The sequence below is a fragment of the Microcoleus sp. genome, assembly GCF_049646505.1.
GTDB lineage: Bacteria > Cyanobacteriota > Cyanobacteriia > Cyanobacteriales > Microcoleaceae > Microcoleus.
The window spans coordinates 1-2,551 of sequence record NZ_JBARVX010000412.1 but is presented as its reverse complement, the minus strand read 5'-3'; the positions used below and the strand labels follow the sequence as shown (position 1 = coordinate 2,551).

Sequence of the window (2,551 nt, the reverse complement as noted above, 5' to 3'; positions counted from 1 at the left end):
AAATCGAGACTCGCTAAATACCACTTGCCCTGCTGAGTGTAGGTGCAAATAATTTTACTTTCGGAAACAACGGCATAGGTAGACATTCCAAAAACCCACTGAGGAAGTCCGAATTCAGCCGCCATTTCGCACAAAGCCTCTATTCCTGCCTCCCCCCTTAGCAAGGGGTGATTTTCTATTCCTGCCTCCCTGCTTGCTAAAGAGGGTTCTGTGCCTACTCTTGCCTCCCCCCTTAGTAAGGGGGGATTGAGGGGGGTTCTATATAAATTCCACCAGTTCGACTTGTCAGAAACAAAATACAAAACTCCATCCGGCGACCATTCCGGCTGAAAAATAGACTCATCAACCCCGCCCGCAACCAAGTTTTTTTCGCCTAAAGAACCGCCGCTCTTAATTTCTGATACCCACAATTCCGTCCCGTCCCACGGCATATTTGGATGGTTCCAAGAAATCCAGGAAAGTCGAGAACCATCGGGACTCAAACGAGGAGAAGCATAAAAATCGTTACCTTGAGTTAAGATTTGAATATCTTCGCCGTTATCTAAATTAATGCTAACAATTGTATTGACAGATTCCCCCTCACCGGCACCGTCTTCGCGCACGCAAATCAAGCGATTTCTTTGCCGGTCAACAATCATATCTGCGTAACAACTCTTAGCAGCAGGTGTGAGAGTTTCTGGTTGAGAATCTAATGCTTGACAATAAATACGTTGGTCGGCAAAATGAGAAAAATACACTGCACCGCCGCTGACGGCAAACGCAGCGCCTCCGTATTCGTGAACGCGAGTGCGAACATTGAAAGGCGGCGGTGTTACATCAGTTATTTTACCATCAGGAGTGCGCCGCACAATGACACTTCTACCCCCTTCCGAGGGTCTTCCCTCAACCCAGTAAATATCATCACCGTCCATAGCAATTTGTCCGAGTCCGACAGTTCCCGAAACAATTAAATCGGAGGTAATGGGAGATTTCCAAGAGCCGTAAGGTGATATGTTATTCATAGGGTTTAGGTTGTTTTGTTTGATGAAATAGAGGATTTGCGCGATCTGACCTTCACAACCAAGTTTTTCACACAACCTGCAAGTTACAACAAAATATTTTCGTAAAAAACTCGGTTTCGACGCATCCGTTCAGAACTAACATAAATTAATATTTTCACTTTACACTAATTCAGCCGCGGGAAAGCAGAACATCCAAAAAACGGTATTATACCTCTTGCAAAACAAATCAATGTTACAATTAAAAGTTTTGAGTTTTAGACTCCAGAGCTAACTCATAGCTGTAAAATGCTGATAAAACCTGCAATCTGCTTTACTTAAGCCAGACCCTGAATTATAGCATAAAATTATTTTGCAATAGGTCTAATCAAATGCTCCCTCAAAAATTGCTAGCAGCGGGCGCGCATAAAAAATCTACTTCGTACAAAACCCGCCCTGACTTTTCTTCTTTTCCCTCTCTTTCTCTGTGTCCTCTGTGTTCTCTGCGGTAAAAAAATCTTCAAAAAGTAAGACCAACTATCAACAAACTTGCAACAACAAAAACATTAGATTTATTTCCTCAGCCCCGCAGCAATCAATTAGGTACGAAGCTCTAAAATTGTCTCTATCTTTCATAATCTTAGCAAAAAACTAGATGAAGTTATCAAAAAAGACTTGGATTGTTGCCTGTATTTTGTACTTTTTGGCGATTCTCAGTATCATGCTTGCAGCAGATATGGGGTTGTTAGTCAACTTCTCACTCGCTCATCCGCCTTACGACAAAGTTGGACATTTTGTTTTGTACGGAATTGCATCTTTTTTGTGTCATAGAGCAACGGGCAAAAAAACGATTGGTTTGTTTAATTCTGTGATTCCTTTTGGGCCTGCAATTTTTACTGTCTTCACTGCTGGGGAAGAAATGCTGCAAGCTATTTTCCCCAATCGTACTGCTAGTATTGAAGATTTTTTATTTAGTTTAGGCGGGATTTTAGTCTTTTATTGGGTTGGAGAAGTTTGGGATAAAAAAAAGGGGAATTGATAAGCTGTTGCGGCATTTAAATTGTATGTCAAAAAACGAGCGAACCACGAGTGGGGAGTAGGGGTTGGGTCAGAAAGCCCGCCCTGAATATACAATTTAAATCTGCGACAGCTTAACATTGGCAATTTACTTAAATTCTCAATCGAGAAAATCTTTTTGAGAGGGTTCAATTGCTTTCTTCTAAAAATGTTTGCACTCGACCGTTCGGTCTCAAAACTACTCGAATTTTCGGGTTTTTTCCATTGGAAACGGGAGAAACAAAGGGTTCGCCGGCTAAGGGCATATTAACTTGTTCGATATAATCGGCTGCTGCTTTTCCCATCGGGAAGATAGTTTCAATTGAGCCGTTTTCATCGATTTGGATGCTGTATTCCAAGGTTTGTTCCATTTTTTCGGTGGGCTTCCAGCGTTCTTCAAAGTAAGTTCTAGCTTCTGAAACTTGAGGAATTGTATCAAATAGATTGCGATTTTTTTTGCTGGCGGCAGCTTGATTGTTGTCGTCAGACTCGGCTTGGGGTTGAGCGTCCTCAAGGGG

General features: G+C 42.1%; 2 protein-coding genes and 1 pseudogene. 1 reads left to right on the top strand and 2 read right to left on the bottom strand.

Translation table 11 applies throughout. The features are described from left to right. A partial coding sequence (locus tag WBA89_RS20455) for a TolB family protein (RefSeq protein ID WP_424409022.1) occupies positions 1-1,001 on the bottom strand: 1,001 nt, incomplete at its 3' end. A gap of 631 nt (positions 1,002-1,632) precedes the next feature. Here WBA89_RS20455 and WBA89_RS20450 point away from each other — a divergent pair. After that, entirely contained in the window at positions 1,633-2,016 is a 384-nt protein-coding gene (locus tag WBA89_RS20450) for a VanZ family protein (RefSeq protein WP_424409021.1), read from the top strand. Positions 2,017-2,182: 166 nt separating this feature from the next. On the opposite strand, the pseudogene WBA89_RS20445 reads toward WBA89_RS20450, so the two are convergent. Next, a pseudogene (locus WBA89_RS20445) lies at positions 2,183-2,551 on the bottom strand (hypothetical protein); the annotation flags it as partial.